This is a genomic window from Halomonas sp. G15 (assembly GCF_021282295.1).
GTDB lineage: Bacteria > Pseudomonadota > Gammaproteobacteria > Pseudomonadales > Halomonadaceae > Halomonas > Halomonas alimentaria.
Map to the genome: position 1 here is coordinate 203,050 of NZ_JAJSPA010000002.1, position 16,173 is coordinate 219,222.

General features: G+C 66.1%; 16 protein-coding genes, 2 tRNA genes and 1 riboswitch. Of the genes, 7 read left to right on the forward strand and 11 right to left on the reverse strand.

All coding sequences use genetic code 11. The features are described from left to right. Nucleotides 1-35 precede the first annotated feature (35 nt). The 5 genes from LWH48_RS02480 to LWH48_RS02500 form a co-directional block, all read right to left on the reverse strand. Nucleotides 36-1,967: a tyrosine-type recombinase/integrase gene (locus tag LWH48_RS02480; RefSeq protein ID WP_023098570.1), complete on the reverse strand. Its 1,932-nt coding sequence runs from the start codon at nt 1,965-1,967 to the stop codon at nt 36-38. 226 nt (nt 1,968-2,193) lie between these two features. Beyond that, nucleotides 2,194-2,268 (reverse strand) — tRNA-Gly (locus LWH48_RS02485). A 75-nt stretch (nt 2,269-2,343) separates the two neighbouring features. Beyond that, nucleotides 2,344-2,892 (reverse strand): CDP-diacylglycerol--glycerol-3-phosphate 3-phosphatidyltransferase, encoded by a 549-nt coding sequence (pgsA, locus tag LWH48_RS02490; RefSeq protein ID WP_232911113.1) that lies wholly within the window; start codon nt 2,890-2,892, stop codon nt 2,344-2,346. A gap of 70 nt (nt 2,893-2,962) precedes the next feature. Continuing rightward, the gene (gene uvrC, locus LWH48_RS02495; protein WP_232911114.1) at nt 2,963-4,777 is read right to left on the reverse strand and encodes an excinuclease ABC subunit UvrC; all 1,815 of its coding nucleotides are present in this window, start codon (nt 4,775-4,777) and stop codon (nt 2,963-2,965) included. Between the two features lie 10 nt (nt 4,778-4,787). Continuing rightward, nucleotides 4,788-5,435, reverse strand: coding sequence for a response regulator (locus LWH48_RS02500; protein ID WP_232911115.1), 648 nt, complete (start codon nt 5,433-5,435; stop codon nt 4,788-4,790). A 442-nt stretch (nt 5,436-5,877) separates the two neighbouring features. Between LWH48_RS02500 and LWH48_RS02505 the strand changes: the two genes are divergently transcribed. The 4 genes from LWH48_RS02505 (at nt 5,878) to LWH48_RS02520 (ending at nt 9,356) form a co-directional block, all read left to right on the forward strand. Continuing rightward, nucleotides 5,878-5,953: transfer RNA gene (locus LWH48_RS02505), tRNA-Ala, on the forward strand. A gap of 232 nt (nt 5,954-6,185) precedes the next feature. Next, complete coding sequence (locus tag LWH48_RS02510) at nt 6,186-7,427, forward strand: efflux RND transporter periplasmic adaptor subunit (RefSeq protein WP_232911116.1); 1,242 nt, start codon at nt 6,186-6,188, stop codon at nt 7,425-7,427. Then, on the forward strand, nt 7,417-8,151 hold the full coding sequence (locus tag LWH48_RS02515) for an ABC transporter ATP-binding protein (protein WP_232911117.1): 735 nt from the start codon (nt 7,417-7,419) through the stop codon (nt 8,149-8,151). The genes LWH48_RS02510 and LWH48_RS02515 overlap by 11 nt, the downstream gene beginning before the upstream one ends. After that, nucleotides 8,148-9,356, forward strand: a complete 1,209-nt coding sequence (locus tag LWH48_RS02520; protein ID WP_232911118.1) for an ABC transporter permease — start codon at nt 8,148-8,150, stop codon at nt 9,354-9,356. The genes LWH48_RS02515 and LWH48_RS02520 overlap by 4 nt, the downstream gene beginning before the upstream one ends. Nucleotides 9,357-9,363: 7 nt before the next feature. Here the strand turns inward: LWH48_RS02520 and LWH48_RS02525 are convergent, their stop codons facing one another. The 5 genes from LWH48_RS02525 to argF all read right to left on the reverse strand — a co-directional run bounded on the left by LWH48_RS02525 (nt 9,364) and on the right by argF (nt 13,081). Continuing rightward, complete coding sequence (locus LWH48_RS02525; protein ID WP_232911119.1) at nt 9,364-10,173, reverse strand: thiazole synthase; 810 nt, start codon at nt 10,171-10,173, stop codon at nt 9,364-9,366. Further along, the gene (thiS, locus tag LWH48_RS02530; RefSeq protein WP_232911120.1) at nt 10,173-10,382 is read right to left on the reverse strand and encodes a sulfur carrier protein ThiS; all 210 of its coding nucleotides are present in this window, start codon (nt 10,380-10,382) and stop codon (nt 10,173-10,175) included. The genes LWH48_RS02525 and thiS overlap by 1 nt, the downstream gene beginning before the upstream one ends. A 33-nt stretch (nt 10,383-10,415) precedes the next feature. After that, on the reverse strand, nt 10,416-11,513 hold the full coding sequence (gene thiO / locus LWH48_RS02535) for a glycine oxidase ThiO (protein WP_232911121.1): 1,098 nt from the start codon (nt 11,511-11,513) through the stop codon (nt 10,416-10,418). Nucleotides 11,514-11,573: 60 nt separating this feature from the next. Further along, nucleotides 11,574-11,696: riboswitch (TPP riboswitch) on the reverse strand. Nucleotides 11,697-11,770: 74 nt separating this feature from the next. After that, nucleotides 11,771-12,076 carry a hypothetical protein gene (locus LWH48_RS02540; protein ID WP_161432915.1) on the reverse strand — a complete coding sequence of 102 codons (306 nt, stop codon included), beginning with the start codon at nt 12,074-12,076 and terminating at the stop codon, nt 11,771-11,773. An 84-nt stretch (nt 12,077-12,160) separates the two neighbouring features. After that, entirely contained in the window at nt 12,161-13,081 is a 921-nt protein-coding gene (gene argF, locus LWH48_RS02545; RefSeq protein WP_232911122.1) for an ornithine carbamoyltransferase, read from the reverse strand. Nucleotides 13,082-13,245: 164 nt separating this feature from the next. Between argF and LWH48_RS02550 the strand changes: the two genes are divergently transcribed. Continuing rightward, nucleotides 13,246-13,590, forward strand: a complete 345-nt coding sequence (locus LWH48_RS02550) for a Grx4 family monothiol glutaredoxin (RefSeq protein WP_213311078.1) — start codon at nt 13,246-13,248, stop codon at nt 13,588-13,590. Between the two features lie 146 nt (nt 13,591-13,736). Here the strand turns inward: LWH48_RS02550 and rnt are convergent, their stop codons facing one another. Continuing rightward, the gene (gene rnt, locus LWH48_RS02555) at nt 13,737-14,405 is read right to left on the reverse strand and encodes a ribonuclease T (RefSeq protein WP_161432918.1); all 669 of its coding nucleotides are present in this window, start codon (nt 14,403-14,405) and stop codon (nt 13,737-13,739) included. A gap of 172 nt (nt 14,406-14,577) precedes the next feature. Here rnt and LWH48_RS02560 point away from each other — a divergent pair, with 172 nt between their 5' ends. Both LWH48_RS02560 and LWH48_RS02565 read left to right on the forward strand, forming a co-directional pair. Beyond that, nucleotides 14,578-15,798: an argininosuccinate synthase gene (locus LWH48_RS02560; RefSeq protein ID WP_161432919.1), complete on the forward strand. Its 1,221-nt coding sequence runs from the start codon at nt 14,578-14,580 to the stop codon at nt 15,796-15,798. A 51-nt stretch (nt 15,799-15,849) separates the two neighbouring features. Next, nucleotides 15,850-16,170 carry an HlyU family transcriptional regulator gene (locus tag LWH48_RS02565; RefSeq protein WP_232911123.1) on the forward strand — a complete coding sequence of 107 codons (321 nt, stop codon included), beginning with the start codon at nt 15,850-15,852 and terminating at the stop codon, nt 16,168-16,170. Nucleotides 16,171-16,173: the final 3 nt, after the last annotated feature.

The following is a 16,173-nucleotide window of genomic DNA, read 5'->3' on the forward strand; positions in this document are numbered from 1 at the left end:
CAACGATGCGTTCTAGCCCCTCGCTCAGCACAATCCTACCCAACCTCGAGCACGGCTGCTCTGTCCACGAGACGCCTCACGCTTTCGCGAACCGGATCCGGGAACTCAGGCGAATCAATAGGAACCTCCAATGCGGGTTGTGCTGCGGTCAGCAATGCCTGCACTACCTTATCCAGGTTGGTCGGCGTCACTAAGTCGATGGCTACGCGATCGCCCAGCCCAGGCTGAGGTTTTGTCAACAGGTGATACAGCGCCCATGATTCGGCGTGTGAGGCGCGCTTCAGCATCACCTGCGCAAGCTTGAGCTTGAGCGGCACCAACTGCCAGTCGGGCACTCGCTGTCCGCGGTTGCCAATGCTGATGGACAGCAGCTTGCCCGCCTTCAGTTCGCGGTTTATCTGGTCCTTGGACTTGCCCGCCAGCTTGGCGAATAGGGGCACGGGCAAGCTGCTCGACGCCTCGTAGATCTCCAGCATCTCCTCTCGCTCGCGCTGGATGTCCGACACCGCAGGCTCCCGCGCCACCGGGGCCTGCACGATGGGCACAGGAGATAGGCGCTGGAACGCGACGCCTTGACTCCCAGCACTGACAACAATGGGTACGCCATCCGCGGACGGCACACCACCCATTGCCGCTACGATCGCAGCCTCGGCCAGTTTCTCGTCGTCAGCCATCGTCGGCACACCTTCGATGTGGATCGTCAGATGCGTGCTCGCAGCCTCCACCTGCCCCTGCTCCAGAAGGTCCAGGCGGTCGGCCCAGTCCTGCATCATCCGGCGCCGTGGTTCCACATACTTGGCATGGTTGTACGCAGAGCTGACCTTGTTCGGATCGGAATGGGACAACTGGGCGTCCACCCAGATTTTGGGATATCCAACCTCATTGAGCGCCGTCGACAGAGTGCCACGGATGCCATGGCCGGTCAGTTGGTCTTCATAGCCCATCCGGCGCAAAGCGCTGTTGAGCGTGTTTTCGCTGATGCGTTTCTTGAGCTCACTGCGATGTGCAAGGAGATAGCGCTGAGCCGGCTTCATTTCACCGAGGAGATAGCGCACCACCTCAATGGCCTGCAGGGACAGCGGAACGACATAGGGCGGAACATCCTGGGGCCGCTTGCCAGCCTTGCGCATCTCGTCCTGCAGTTGTTTGACGAACTCAGGCGGGATGATCCACAGGCCACGATCTAGGTCAAACTGATCGGGGGTCGCTAGGCGCAGCTCTCCGGTGCGCACACCCGTCAGGAACAGGAGGCGGATGCCCAACTGCGTCTGCAGACCACGCCGACGATAGTCGCGTAGCCTCAGGAGCATCTCGGGCAGCTCATGCAGGCGCAGATAGGGGTTGTGGGCCGTCGGCGGTTTGGGGGCCGCAACCACGTCAAGATCTGAGGCCGGATTGACCTCCATTCCTTCGGCGATCACCAGGGCATAGCGGAACATCTGCCGGAACCAGGTTCGAACCTTTTCCGCAGTGGTGAAAGCCTTGCGTTCCTCAATCTTTGCCAGGACCCCCAGAAGCTGAGGTCGCCGGATGTCGAAGATCGACATCTTGCCCAGGCTCGGCAGCACGTCGCGATCAAAGATCCGCAGAATCTGCGAGAGCGTGCTTTGACGACCCTCCTTGAGTTCCTTGCGGCGATGCTCCACCCAGGCGTCGAAGACCGCCTTGAAGGTATGCTCGGCGGCAAGCTGAATGGCGTGCCGCTTCTGCTTGCGATCGGTGTGCGGATTGATGCCCTTGGCCAGCAGGGCTCTAGCTTCGTCACGCAGGATGCGAGCATCACGCAAACCGATCTCAGGATAGTTGCCCAGTGAGATGCGTTTTTGCTTGCCTAGCCAGTAGTAACGGAAGTGCCACGACTTTCCACCGACTGGTGAGACTACCAGGCCGAGGCCATCAAGATCGGGGAGGTTGTAGAGTTTGCCAGTGGTCTTGGCCTGGCGGACGATCAGATCAGAGAGTGCCATCATCGAGCTCCTAAGTTGAGACTTAGGCTCAATGCTCGTCACGGTTCCACTCCTGGCCCAGCAACAATCCGGTCCTGGATCCACCCGTATTCTTTGGCCTCAATTTTGGCCTTAAAAACACTGGCTGCCGGTGGATTTCGGTGGACGGCCCTGGAATGAAAAAAGGGGCCGAAGCCCCTTTTTTCAACGACTTACAGACATCAGTGGAAGTCTGTAGATCCTAAATTGGAGCGGGAAACGAGATTCGAACTCGCGACCCTCGCCTTGGCAAGGCGATGCTCTACCACTGAGCTATTCCCGCCTGACTCGAGAGCGAATTATACGGATAAGCCGGTGACTGTCAAACGTTTTTGCGCCTCGCTTGCTGCCTCACTGCCTACATGGAGCGCCGGAGGTGGGGCCAGGCCGCGCGGAGGTAGAGAACCATCGACCACAGCGTGAGCGCGGCGGCCACGTAGAGCGTTACCACCGCCAGCATGGCGATGGGAGTGCCAGGGGCGAAGGCCAGCAGCAGGAAGATAGCCACCATCTGCAGGGTTGTCTTGAGCTTGCCGATCCAGGACACCGCCACGCTGCCACGCTTGCCCATCTCGGCCATCCACTCGCGCAGTGCCGAGATCACGATCTCGCGGCCGATGATCACCAGCGCCGGCAGGGTCAGCCAGATCACGTCGTAGCGCTCGATCATCAGCGCCAGGGCTACCGCCACCATCAGCTTGTCGGCCACCGGGTCGAGGAAGGCGCCGAACGGCGTGGTCTGGTTCCAGCGCCGGGCCAGATAGCCGTCGAGCCAGTCGGTGACCGAGGCCAGGGCGAAGAAGGCGGCGGCCAGCGGCATGCTCCAGGTGAAGGGGAGGTAGAACAGCACCACCAGCAGCGGGATGAAGGCGATACGGACCAAGGTGAGGATATTCGGGATGTTCATCGCGCGAAGCTGTCCTTGCCGGTGATGGGGGGCATTGAGCGTTGACGTATTCTATCCCCCTTGGCGGCCATCATCCATGCAGGGCGCGATGGATCGTCTCGGCAAGGCTGTCGCTGATGCCTGGCACCCGGGCGAGTTCGTCGCGGCTGGCCTGCTTGACCCCCTGCAGGCCACCGAAGAAGCGCAGCAGTTCGCGCCGGCGCTTGGGGCCCACGCCGGCGATGCCCTCGAGGGTCGAGGTGCGGCGTACCTTGTCGCGGCGGGTGCGGTGGCCGATGATGGCGAAACGGTGCGATTCGTCGCGGATGTGCTGGATCAGGTGCAGCGCCGGAGAGGAGGCCTCGAGGTTCAGCGTCCGCTCCACGGTCTCCAGGAACAGCGTCTCCAGGCCCGCCTTGCGGGTGGTGCCCTTGGCCACGCCGAGCAGGGTGATACCGCTGACCCCGAGGGATTCGAGCACCTCGCGGGCCATGTTGAGCTGCCCCTTGCCGCCATCCACGACGAGCACGTCCGGCGCCTGGCCCTCGCCCTCCTTGACGCGTCGGAAGCGGCGGGTCAGCGCCTGCTGCATGGCTGCGTAGTCGTCGCCCGCCGCGACGCCCTCGATATTGAAGCGCCGGTAGTCCGACTTGCGTGGCCCGTTCTGGTCGAACACCACGCAGGAGGCGACGGTGGCCTCGCCGTGACTGTGGCTGATATCGAAGCACTCCAGGCGTGTCGGGGGTGCCTGCATGCCCAGGGCCTCGCGCAGCGCCTCGAAGCGTTGCGCCAGCTGGTTCTGGCTGGCCAGCTGGCCGGCCAGCTGCTGTTCGGCGTTGGTGCGCGCCAGCTCCTTCCACTGGGCGCGATGGCCGCGCACCTGGTCGGTCAGGCGTACGCGGCGGCCGGCGCGCTCGCCGAGTGCCCGGGCGATCAGCTCGGCATCGGGGACGGGGTGGCTGGTGATCACCTCACGGGGGATCTCGCGGGCCTGACCCAGGTAGTACTGGCTGATGAAGTCGCCGAGCAGCGCCTCCTCGGACAGGTCCAGGCCGTTGGCAGGGGCGTGGTGGCGGGCCCCCAGCAGGCGTCCCTGGCGGATCGCCAGCACCGAGATGCATAGCGCCCCGGGGCGGCTGGCCAGCGCAAAGGCGTCGGCGTCGCCATCCCCGGTGTCCACGAACTGGCGCTGCTGCAGCTGGCGCAGCTGCTGGACCTGGTCACGCAGCCGCGCCGCCTCCTCGAAGGCCAGTTCGCGGCTGGCCGCCTCCATGGCATCGCTCAGCTCGCGGGTGACCTGTTCGCTCTTGCCCTCCAGGCACTGCACGGCGTGTTCCAGGTCGCGGCGGTAGTCGGCCTCGCTGATGTAGCCCACGCAGGGCGCGCTGCAGCGATTGATCTGGTACTGCAGGCAGGGGCGTGTGCGGTGGGCGAAGACGCTGTCCTCGCAGTTGCGGATGCGGAAGATCTTCTGCATCAGCGAGAGGCTGTCGCGCACCGCGTGGCTGCTGGGGTAGGGGCCCAGGTAGCGGCCGTCATCGCGGCGCTGGCGGGCGCGCTTGTACTCCAGGGCCGGGAAGGGATGGCGGTCCGTGACGAAGACGAAGGGGTAGGACTTGTCATCACGCAACAGGATGTTATAGGGCGGGCGCAGCTCCTTGATCAGGGTCTGCTCGAGCAGCAGGGCCTCTGTCTCGCTGTTGGTCACCGTGACCTGGATATCGGCGATGCGTCCCACCAGCGCCTGGGTCTTGGTGTTGAGTGCGCCACGGAAGTAGCTGGCCAGGCGCGCCTTCAGGCGGCGCGCCTTGCCGATATAGAGGGTGTCGCCAGCTGCGTCGAGCATGCGGTAGACGCCGGGGGCCTCGCTGACGTGGGCCAGGAAGCGGCGATGGTCGAAGGTCATGGCTCGCAGATTACTGGAGGCTGGAGAAGCCTTCCACCAACCCGTGGCGAAGCCCCAGGTGGGTGAGCTCCACGTCGGAGTTGACCCCGAGCTTCTCGAAGACGCGATAGCGGTAAGTGTTCACCGTCTTGGGGCTGAGGAACAGGCGGTCGGAGATGTCAGCGACCTTCTGGCAGTTGATGATCATCATCGCCACCTGCATCTCCCGGGAGGAGAGCTCGTCGAAGGGATTCTCGGGTGAGTCGATACGCGACAGTACCAGACGCTGTGCCACGTCGGGACTGACATAGCGTTGGCCGTGGAATACCTCGCGGATGGCGCCAACCATCTCGTCGTGCTTGGAGTCCTTGCTGACCAGGCCCCAGGCGCCGGCATCCAGCAGGCGCTGGGCGAAGGTATCCTCCAGCCAGGCGGTCAGGATCAGCACCCGGGCATCCGGCAGGGTGCGGGTGATCTTGCGGGTGGCTTCGAGCCCGCCGATACCCGGCATGCGCACGTCCATCAGCACCACGTCGGGCTTGAGGCGGCGGGTCTGGGTGATCGCTTCCTCGCCATTCGAGGCCTCGCCGATGACCCGCAGGTCCTTCTCGGCATTCAGCAGGTGCGCAAGACTGGTCCTTACCAGGTGATGGTCATCGGCAATCAGTACCTTGATCAACGCGGGTGACTCCTGAACGGCTCGACAGCAGCGAGACTTCTCATCAAGGGAACGGGTCCTGATGCAATAAAGAGTGGCACAACTGGCAGAGGGTAGGAAAGCCTACTTAGGTTAATGGGAGGGCTATCGCAGTTACGCCCTTCGTGGGAGCGCAGATTCTGTCGGGTCGACGCTTCGACGATGGCGCGCCCTTCGTGGGAGCGCAGATTCTGCGCGATGGCGCCGGTAGGCGCCCTTGTACCACCGCGATCGCCGATAAATCGGGCTCCCACAATAATCGGGCTCCCACAATAATCGGGCTCCCCACAATAATCGGGCTCCTCACAATAGTGTTGTCTCTATCTGCGGTAGCCCTGAGGTTAATGGGCTAACGAAAAAATGCTTGACGCTGCAGGTCTCGCTCCGTAATATCTGCCTCGTTCTCGCAACGGCGAGACGCTGTGGGGCCTTAGCTCAGCTGGGAGAGCGCAACACTGGCAGTGTTGAGGTCAGCGGTTCGATCCCGCTAGGCTCCACCAACAAGACATCTCGAATCAGCCGCTTAGCGCACCCCGCTAGGCGGCTTTTTCGTGTGCCCGAGGGGGCGCGTCATTTTTCCTGCGCGTACGGAGTGGCGCTGTCGTGTAGGGAGAGCGGCAGGCGCGCCATGGCGTCGACATGTCGCAGGAGCATTGATGTTCGCCGTCTGGTGCCGGCCGGCGCGCTTGCGTACTCTGTTGGCACATTCACGAGTGTATGGAAGCGGGCGAGATGGCTGACGAGGCGCGGGCGCTGGACGAACTGGCCGATCAAGTGTCGCGGACCCTGGAGCAGGGCAGAGGGCGACGTCGCCTGGCAGTCATGTTCTGGGGCCTGCTGTTGCTGCTGGTGGCGGTGGCGGCGTGGTGGTGGTGGCCCGAGGAGGAGACGACCCGCTGGCAGCAGGTGGCGCTGGAGCGTGGCGACATGCGGCTGACCGCGACGGCCACCGGCAACCTGGCGGCGAAGAGCGAGGTGACGGTGGGCGCCGAGATCTCCGGGTTGATCACTGAGGTGAATGTCGCCGAGAACGATGCCGTGGCACAAGGCCAGGTGCTGGCGCGCTTCGACACCGAGGAACTGGAGGTGGCGCTGACCCAGGCCGAGGCCCGCCACGCCTCGGCCGTTGCGGCAGTGGACGAGGCCCTGGCCACCCAGGAGGAGGCGGTGCTGGCCGAGCGTCGCCTGGCCTCCCTGGTGGCTCGGCAGAGCGTCTCGCGGGAGGCGCTGGATACCGCCCGAGCCACCCGCAAGCGCGCCGATGCCCGGGTGGTCACCAGTCGTGCGGCGGTGCTGGAGGCAGAAGCGGCGGTCAGCCAGGCACGAACCCGCCTGGGCAAGAGCGTGATCACCTCACCCATCGACGGGGTGGTGCTGAAGCGCCAGGTGGAACCGGGCAATACCGTGGCGGCCAACTTCCAGGCGCCGGAGCTGTTCCTGCTCGCCGAGGATCTTCAGGTGATGGAGCTGCATGTGGCGGTGGACGAGGCCGATGTGGGCCTGGTGGCCGCGGGGCAGCCCGCACGGTTCGGGGTGGATGCCTGGCCCAACCGCGAATTCGAGGCCGAGGTGCTATCGGTCTACCTCTATCCCACCATCGAGAACAACGTGGTGACCTATACCGCAGTGCTCGGCGTGGACAACACCGAGGAGCTGCTGCGTCCCGGCATGACCGCTACCGCCACCATCACCACCGGCGAGCGTCACGACGTACTGCTGCTGCCCAACCAGGCGCTGCGCTTCTCTCCGCCGGCGGCACAGAATGCCGGCGGAAGCCTGATGATGGGGCCGCCGGGCATGCGCGGCGGCGGCCAGGCAGCCGCCGGCAATGCCGTCTGGGTGCTGCGCGATGGCTCGCCGCTGCGGGTACCGGTGCGCACCGGCTACACCGACGGGCAGCACACCGAACTGCTGGGCGGTGACCTGGCCGAGGGCGACGAGGTGCTGGTGGGAGTGCAGGCCGATGCCCGCTGAGGCCGGACTGGCGCCGGCCAGGGGGCTGCCGATCCTCGAGATGCGCGGCATCCGCAAGGTCTACGGCAGTGGCGGAACGGCAGTGCACGCCCTGGCCGGGGTCGACCTGACCATTCGTGCCGGGGAGTTCGTGGCGGTGATGGGGCCGAGCGGCTCCGGCAAGTCCACCTGCATGAACCTGCTGGGCTGCCTCGACGTGCCCAGTGCAGGGGAATACTGCTTCTGCGGCGTGCCGGTGGCAGGTCTCTCCCGGGATGCCCTGGCGTTGCTGCGCCGCCACTACATGGGCTTCGTGTTCCAGAGCTTCAACCTGCTGCCACGCATCACGGCGCTGGACAACGTGGCGCTGCCGCTGGTCTATGCCGGCGAGGGGCGTGAGCGCCGGCGCCGCCGCGCCATGGCGGCGCTGACATCGGTAGGCCTGGCGCAGCGTGCCATGGCGACCTCGAGCCAGCTCTCCGGCGGCCAGCAGCAGCGGGTGGCCATCGCCAGGGCCCTGGTCACCGAGCCGCCGCTGCTGCTCGCCGATGAGCCTACCGGCAACCTGGATACCGCGCGGGCCGAGGAGATCATGGGCCTGCTCGCCGCGCTGCGTGCCGACCGTGACATCACCATCGTGATGGTCACCCATGAGCCGGATATCGCCGCCCATGCCGACCGGGTGCTCTACTTCGTGGATGGTCGCCTGACCCGCGACGGCACCCCGGCGGAGGTGCTGATATGAGGCTTGCAGATACCCTGGGCATGGCCGTGCAGGCCATCGTGCGCAACAAGCTGCGCTCCTTCCTGACCACCCTGGGCATCATCATCGGCGTGGCCAGCGTGGTGGCCATGGTCCACCTGGGGCAGTCGGCCACGCGCAGCGTCACCGAACAGATCGCCAGCATCGGCTCCAACCTGCTGTTCGTGATGCCCGGTACCGCCCAGCGCGGCCCCGGCGGGGTGCGAACCAGTGCCGAGCCCTTCGCCATGGACGATGTTGAGGCGCTGCGCCGCGAAGTCGATGGCATCCTGGTGGCGCCCGGGCTCTCGCGCTCAACCAGTGTGGTGCTGGGCAATGCCAACGAGACGCTGAGCGTGGAGGGCACCAGCAACGAGTACTTCACGGTGCGCAACCATGCGGTGGCCCAGGGGCGCGGCTTCGAGGAGGCGGAGCAACGCGCCGGGGCGGCGGTGTGCGTGATCGGCCAGACCGTGGTGGACGAGATGTACGGCCTGCAGGAGCCTCTGGGCAGTACCCTGCGGGTGGGGCGCACCGCCTGCCAGGTGGTGGGCGTGCTGGAGGCCAAGGGGCAGTCCATGGGGCAGGATCGCGACAAGGCGGTGCTGATGCCGATCAAGGCGGTGCAGCGCCGCCTGGTCGGCGAGCTGGATGTCAGCGTGGTCTACGTCTCGGCACTGGTCGACGGCACCACCCAGCGGGTGCAGGGGGAGATCGAGGCGCTGCTGCGTCAGCGTCGCCGGCTGGCCGAGGGGGAGCCGGACGACTTCTATGTGCGTGATACCCAGGACATCGCCGACGCCCTGGAGCAGACCACCGCCACCCTGACCATACTGCTCGGCGCCATCGCCGCGGTGAGCTTGCTGGTGGGCGGCATCGGCATCATGAACATCATGCTGGTGTCGGTGACTGAGCGGACCCGGGAGATCGGCATCCGCCTGGCCATCGGTGCGCGCAGCGGCGATGTGCAGACCCAGTTCCTGGTGGAATCGGTGTTGCTGGCCACCCTGGGCGGCCTGGTCGGGCTGGTGCTGGGCGTGGGCGGCACCTGGCTGGTGACCGAGAAGCTGGGGATGCCCTTCGTGCTCTCGCCCGCGGTCATGGCGCTGGGCTTCTCGTTCTCGGTGGCCATCGGGGTGGCCTTCGGCTACTTCCCGGCCCGCAAGGCGGCGCGCCTCAACCCCATCGAGGCGCTGCGCCACGAGTAGCCGAGCCTCAGGGCCTTGTGTGCCAGAAGGGCTGGCCCAGGGTCGGGGTGCTGGGGCTTGCCGTCTGGCGCTGCTCCATCAGACCGGCCCGGAAGGCCTCACGCCCCGCCTCGATGGCCCGGGCGAAGGCGCCCGCCATCTGTGCCGGCCGGCGTGCCCTGGCCACGGCGGTGTTGAGCAGCACGCCGTCGAAGCCCATCTCCATGGCCTCGGCGGCCTGGGAGGGGGCGCCGAGGCCGGCGTCGATGATCAGCGGCACGTCGAGGCGTTCGCGCAGGGTGCGCAGGGCGTAACGGTTCATCAGTCCGCGTCCGGTGCCGATGGGCGCGCCCCAGGGCATCAGCGCCTGGCAGCCGGCCTCGTGCAGTCGCTGGCAGAGCACCAGATCGTCGGTGCAGTAGGGCAACACCTTGAAGCCCTGGTCGATCAGTTCCCGGGCGGCCTCCAGCAGGCCGAAGGGGTCGGGCTGCAGGTTGTAGTCGTCGCCGATCACCTCGAGCTTGATCCAGGGGGTGTCGAACAGCTCCCGGGACATCTCGGCCAGGGTGATCGCCTCCCGGGCGGAGCGACAGCCGGCGGTATTGGGCAGCAGCCGGCAGCCGCTCTCGCGCAGGATCTGCCAGAAGGCGTCGCCGTCGCCGCCGGCGGGGTTCTGGCGGCGCAGCCCCAGGGTGAGCATGTCGCAGCCAGCGGCGGCGATCGCCTCCTGCATCACCACGGGTGAAGGGTAGAGGGCGGTGCCCAGCAGGAAGCGGCTGGCGAAGGCCTCGCCATAGAGCACCAGGGCGTCGTCATGGGCGTCGTTGCGAGTGTTCATCAGCCACCTCCTACCGGGGCCACGATATCGATGCGGTCGCCTTCGTCGAGGGTGCGCTCGGGCCAGGTGGAGCGGGGGGCGAAGGCGTCGTTGATGGCCACGGCGACGCGGCGCTCGCCGTACCCCCAGCGCTCCAGGGCCTGGTCCAGGGCGGTACCCTCGGGCAGCCGGGTGGCATCGCCATTGAGGCTCAGGGTGATCTCGTTCATGGGGCACTCCTATTCAACGGTTTCGACGCCGGGTCAAGCCAGCGACTCCTGGGGCGCGGCCTCGGACAGCACCGCGGCGAAGGGGCGCTCGCCCTGGTCGCGGATCTCGGCCAGCACATGGTCGACCACCGCCGGGGCCAGCAGGTAGCCATGGCGGAACAGGCCGTTGGCGCCGATCAGGCCGTCCTCTCGGGAGACGTGGGGCAGGTTGTCGCGAAACGCCGGCCGCAGGTTGACGCCCTGCTCGAGGATGCGCGCCTCGGCGAAGGCCGGTGACAGTGTGTAGAGGGCGCTTGCGAGCTCCAGCGACGACTGCAGCGAGATCGGCGAGCGATCCTCGCTCTCGATGGAGGTGGCGCCGATCACGAAGCGCCCGCCGGGCTTCGGGACCACGTAGAGCTGATAGCGTGGGTGCATCAGGCGAACCGGCCGGGAGAGGCGCACCTCGTCGGTATGCACATGCAGGGTCTCGCCGCGCACACCGCGCAGGGTGGGGTGGCGCGGCCTGGCGCCGTGGCCACGGCAGTCGATGACCAGGTCGAAGGCGCGTCGGCCGGCGGGCGTGGTCACTTCGCCGGGATGGGTCTCCACCGGGGTGTGGCCGTGACAGTCGCCGCCCAGGGCATGAATCGCCTCGAGCAGCCGGGTGAGCAGCTCGCGGTTGTCGAGATGGGCCTCGTCGGCGAGGAACAGGCCGTGGCGAAAGCCCGTCAGGCCGGGCTCCAGCGCATGGACGCCGGCGGCATCCAGTTCACGGTAGCCCGGGGGGGCGCCAAGGGCGTCGTCCAGGTCACGCCGGAACTGGGTCAGTTCGTTCTCGTCCTGGGGGTGGGCCACCACCAGGCTACCGTGCTGGTGCCACAGTTCCGGTGCCTCGAGTTCGGCGAGCCACTCGGGCCAGCGGGTCAGGGCCACCCGGCCCATGTCGTAGACGCAGCGCTCGCTGACCACGGTCTCGGCCAGGGGGGCGACCATGCCGGCGGCGGTCCAGGCCGCCGCCGGAGGGGTGTCGAGTGCGCCGGCGTCATACAGGGTGACGGCGTGGCCGTCGCGCAGCAGCCGCCAGGCGAGAAGGCGGCCGAGCAGACCGGCGCCGGCCACGGCAATGCGGCGTTGGGAAGGCGTGTTCATGGGGCTGGTATCCGGCGGTTGGCGGTGATGAGCAGGCCGGATGCGGGACAGGGGCGTGCAGCGATGCACGATCTTGTTCCCTCCGCAGGCATCAACCTGATCAGGTTCAACGGGTTCGGCCGTACCGATCTCAGCCCCCGAGTCCACCGCTTCGCGGCTACCGGGGCTCCCCGACAAGTGCTGTCAACATAACCAAAGAGGCCCGCCGACGCAATCGAGCGTCGGCGGGCCTCAGAATAGGGTCGGCGGTGGGCCGATCAGGCACAGTCGGCAGCACCCTCGCCGAACATGTCGAACAGCAGCTCGCGGCCCATGCCGGTGAGCACGAAGCGCCGCTGCTCATTCCAGGTAGCAGCCTCGCTGCTCTCGAGGATGCGCTGGCAGGCCGACCACTCGCGGCAGTCGCTCTCCAGCGTCTCCAGAGCATCGGGGTCGAGGCCACGATGGGGCACGGTGACGGTCTCGAGGACGTGGCCCTGACGGTAGAGCAGGGCGGCCATGTTGGAGAGGCACTGGCGCAGGCTGCGCTGCATGCCGAAGGTGTCGATCGAAGGGGTAGTCATGCGCCGCGTCTTCCCTGGTGGAATGTGCTGCGGCGCATTATACAACCTTGGTCGCACAAGACCAAGGTCTAATGAGTGCCGGCGTCAGTCGTCAACCTGGCCCAGCAGCAGGAACTCGATCAGCGCCTTCTGGGCGTGCAGGCGGTTGCCGGCCTCCTGCCAGACCACGGCTCGCGGGTCGTCGAGCAGGGTCTCGCTGATCTCCTCGCCGCGGTGGGCGGGCAGGCAGTGCAGGAAGAGCGCGTCGTCCTGCGCCCGATCCAGCAGCGCCTCGGTCACCTGGAAACCGGCGAAGGCCGCTTCCCGCTTTGCCTGCTCCTCCTCCTGTCCCATGGAGGCCCAGACGTCGGTGGTCACCAGGTCCGCACCGGAGACGGCCTCGGCGGGATCGCGCAGGATGGTGACACGGTCGCCCGCGGCCGCGAGGATATCCTGGCGCGGCTCATAGCCCTCGGGGCAGCAGATGCGCAGCCGGAAGTCGAACTGGCGGGCGGCATTGATCCAGGAGTGGCACATGTTGTTGCCGTCGCCGATCCACACCGCAGTCTTGCCACTCACACTGCCGCGCAGCTCGGTCCAGGTCATCACGTCGGCGAGCAGCTGGCAGGGGTGGTAGTCGTCGGTCAGGGCGTTGATCACCGGCACGCTGCTGGCGGCGGCGTACTCCTCGAGCCCGGCATGGGAGAAGGTGCGGATCATGACGATGTCAACCATCTCCGAGAGCACCCGGGCGGTGTCGCCGATGGGCTCGCCGCGGCCGAGCTGGGTATCGCGGGGCGAGAGGAACAGCGCATGGCCCCCGAAGTGCGCCATGGCGGTCTCGAAGGAGACCCGGGTGCGAGTCGAGGACTTCTCGAAGATCATCGCCATGGTGTGGTTCGGGAAGGGGGTATAGGTGGGGCCCTCCACCTTTAGCGCGTTCTTGATGGTGATGGCGCGCTGGATCAGGTTGCTCAGCTCTTCGGGGCTGGCATCCATCAGGGTCAGGAAGTGCCGAGTGGCCATGGGGTGCTCCTCGTAAAAACGCACATCCTAGCCAGCCGCCGGGGGATGCGCAACGCGCCATGGATCAGTAGAATGGCCTCCATCAAGACCTACTGTCGGACTCGGGTATTGCCCGAGCCGGCATTCGCGACCTCTGTTGTCCATTACATTCATAGGGAGACGCCATGAGCACCACCCTCGAGAACATCCAGCGCCAGATCGGCGAGAATCCGATCCTGATCTACATGAAGGGTACCCCGCAGCTGCCCCAGTGCGGCTTCTCCGCCCAGACCGTCCAGGCGCTGATGTCCTGCGGCGAGCGTTTCGCTTTCGTCAACATCCTGGACAACCCGGATATCCGTGCCGAGCTGCCCAAGTACGCCAACTGGCCCACCTTTCCGCAGCTGTGGGTCGAGGGCGAGTTGGTCGGTGGCTGCGACATCGTGCTGGAGATGCACCAGAACGGTGAGCTCGAGACGCTGATCAAGGAAACTGCTGCCAAGCACAAGGATGATCAGCCGGAAGGCTGAACGGGCTACGTCAGGTGCCGTAAGCCTCAAGCTTGAAGAGCAGCACTTCGCTCCTGGAAGCTTGAAGATAAAACACCCCTGCAGCATGGCTGCAGGGGTGTTTGCTTATGGGCTAAATACGCTTGAGCTGCCTTCCGGCTTCCAGCCTACGGCTGCTCCTCCATTCCCTGTTCGCGCTGGGCCTGGGCCCAGCCGCCGATCTCCTTGTAGCGATTGACCATGGCGCAGAACAGCTCGGCGGTTCGCTCGGTGTCGTAGCGCGCCGAGTGGGCCTCGCTGTTGCTGAATTCGATGCCGGCGGCGCGGCAGGCGCGGGCCAGCACGGTCTGGCCGTACATCAGGCCGGCCAGGGAGGCGGTATCGAAGCTGGAGAAGGGGTGGAAGGGGTTGCGCTTGATGCCGCAGCGATTCACCGCGGCGTTGAGGAAGCCGTGGTCGAAGGCCGAGTTGTGGCCGACCAGGATGGCACGGGTGCAGCCATGGGCCTTGATCGACTTGCGCACCGGACGAAAGATCTCGCCCAGCGCCTCGGCCTCGGATACCGCCACCTGGCGGCGCAGGGGGTCGTCGAGATTGATGCCGGTGAAATCCAGCGCCGACTGCTCGACGCTGGCGCCCGCAAAGGGCTCCACGTGAAAAGCGTAGGTGGACTCGGGAATCAGGTTGCCCTCGGCATCCATGGTCAGGGTGACCGCGGCGATCTCGAGGATCGCGTTGCGCTCCGGGTTGAAGCCGCCTGTTTCCAGGTCCACCACCACCGGCAGGTAGCTGCGGAATCGCTGTGCCATCAGGTCGCGGGCGATCGCCTCGCTCATGCACCTCTCCTTCGTGTTTGGCCTTCGTGTCACGGGCAGGTCGGCCATGGCCCGGTCAGAATTCGCGCAGTCTAGCAGCTCGCTCCGGAGACGTCCCGCGGGGCGGTATTCGAGGCCCGGCTGGCGCGCTATACTGACGGCCTCTAGCGTTCATCAGAAAGGAGCTCCCCGAATGTCCGATGTCAAGAAGGTTGTGCTGGCCTATTCCGGCGGCCTGGACACCTCCGTAATCGTCAAGTGGTTGCAGGAAACCTACAACTGCGAGGTGGTGACCTTCACCGCCGACATCGGCCAGGGCGAGGAGGTGGAGCCGGCGCGTGCCAAGGCACAGGCGCTGGGCGTCAAGGAGATCTACATCGAGGACCTGCGCGAGGAGTTCGTGCGCGACTACGTCTATCCGATGTTCCGCGCCAACACCATCTACGAGGGCGAGTACTTGCTCGGCACCTCCATCGCGCGTCCGCTGATCGCCCGCCGCCTGATCGAGATCGCCAACCAGACCGGCGCCGACGCCATCTCCCACGGCGCCACCGGCAAGGGCAACGACCAGGTGCGCTTCGAGCTGGGCGCCTACGCGCTGAAGCCGGGCGTCAAGGTCATCGCCCCGTGGCGCGAGTGGGACCTGACCTCCCGCGAGAAGCTGATGGCCTACTGCCAGCAGCACGATATCCCGGTGGACTTCACCAGTCAGAAGAAGAAGTCTCCCTACTCCATGGACGCCAACCTCCTGCATATCTCCTACGAGGGCGGCATCCTCGAGGATCCCTGGGCCGAGGCCGAGGAGGACATGTGGCGCTGGAGCGTCTCGCCCGAGGCGGCACCGGACGCGCCCACCTATGTCGAGCTCACCTATGAGAAGGGCGACATCGTGGCCCTCGACGGCGTGCCGATGAAGCCCCATGAGGTGCTGGAGAAGCTCAACAAGCTGGGCGGTGACAATGGCATCGGGCGCCTCGACATCGTCGAGAACCGTTATGTGGGCATGAAGTCCCGCGGCTGCTACGAGACCCCGGGGGGCACCATCATGCTCAGGGCCCACCGCGCCATCGAGTCGCTGACCCTGGACCGCGAGGAGGCTCACCTCAAGGACCAGCTGATGCCCAAGTATGCCGAGGTGATCTACAACGGCTACTGGTGGAGCCCGGAGCGTCGCATGCTGCAGGCCGCCATCGACGAGACCCAGAAGAACGTCTCCGGCGTGGTGCGTCTCAAGCTCTACAAGGGCAACGTCATCGTCGCCGGCCGCCAGTCCAAGCAGTCACTCTTCGACGAGTCCATTGCGACCTTCGAGGATGATGCCGGCGCCTACGACCAGAAGGATGCCGAGGGCTTCATCAAGCTCAATGCCCTGCGCCTGCGCATCGCCGCCGGCAAGGGCCGCCAGCAGGATTGATGCCGCTGCGGGGCACCCTCAGGGTGCCCCGCCGGCACAAGGAGCCTCACCATGTTCAAGAAGCTTCTCTCCGGACTGTTCGGTGCCGGCGATGACGATGCCACACCAGGCAACGCGCCGCCTGCCGAGCCGGTGGAGTACAACGGCTACCTGATCATCTCCGAGCCGGCCAAGCAGGGTGGCCAGTATCGTGTCAGCGGCTGGATCCGCCGGCCGCTGACCGGCGACGGCGAGGAGGAGGAGGACGAGGTGCTCGAGCATCGCTTCGAGCGCTCTGACATGGTGCCCGGCCGCGAGGCCTGCGACGAGCTGATGATCAGCAAGGCGCAACGCTTCATCGACGAGATGGGCAACGACATGTTCGCCCGATAGAGT